Genomic DNA, 780 nt, shown 5'->3' on the forward strand with positions numbered 1-780 from the left:
CTTGCCTGCCAACTGTTTATGAATCGGAACCGATATCGCATATTGATTGTTCTCGCACATAATGATGACTGGCAGCTTCTGTACACCAGCAAAGTTACAGCCTTCGTGAAAATCTCCCTGATTGCTGGAGCCTTCCCCAAACGTAACAAACGAAACAAAATCCTTTTTCTGCATTTTGGCAGCCAAAGCTACACCTACTGCATGCGGAACCTGTGTCGTTACTGGGCTGGAGCCTGTCACAATACGCAGCCGTTTACTACCAAAATGTCCTGGCATCTGGCGACCGCCGCTATTGGGATCATCTGCCTTGGCAAATGCCGACAGCATTAGTTCGCGCGGCGTCATTCCTACCGCAAGCACGAATCCATAATCCCGATAATAGGGAAGAAAATAGTCCTTTTCCCGGTCAAGGCCGAAAGCTGCACCTACTTGTGCCGCCTCCTGTCCAATGCCAGAAACGTGGAAATTAATTTTCCCTGCCCGTTGCAGGAGCATGTTGCGCTCGTCAAATCTTCTTGCGAGCAACATATATCTGTACATATCAATAACTTGTCCGTGAGTAAGTCCCAGCTGTTCATGTCTGAAGCCAGCGTCTACAGCGCCTTTAGAACTCATTGAGGCACCTCCTTAAGTGTCAAACATCCTACTTCCAGTACCTAGTACCATCTTGTCTTAAAACCTGGTACTAAACTCTGGCTAACCCCATTATAATCCTTTTCTCCCCAAAAAGAAAAGCACCGATTTATTTGAAACGTTTATATGCCAATCGCCTGTCCATCA

General features: G+C 46.9%; 1 protein-coding gene. It reads right to left on the reverse strand.

From position 1 onward, the window contains the following. Positions 1–615 (reverse strand): thiamine pyrophosphate-dependent dehydrogenase E1 component subunit alpha (locus GRP75_RS28500; RefSeq protein WP_237449257.1); only part of this gene is annotated, 615 nt, incomplete at its 3' end. Between the last annotated feature and the right edge of the window lie 165 nt (positions 616–780).

Source organism: Paenibacillus sp. OT2-17 (genome assembly GCF_009827695.1).
Taxonomy (GTDB): Bacteria; Bacillota; Bacilli; order Paenibacillales; family Paenibacillaceae; genus Paenibacillus; species Paenibacillus polymyxa_B.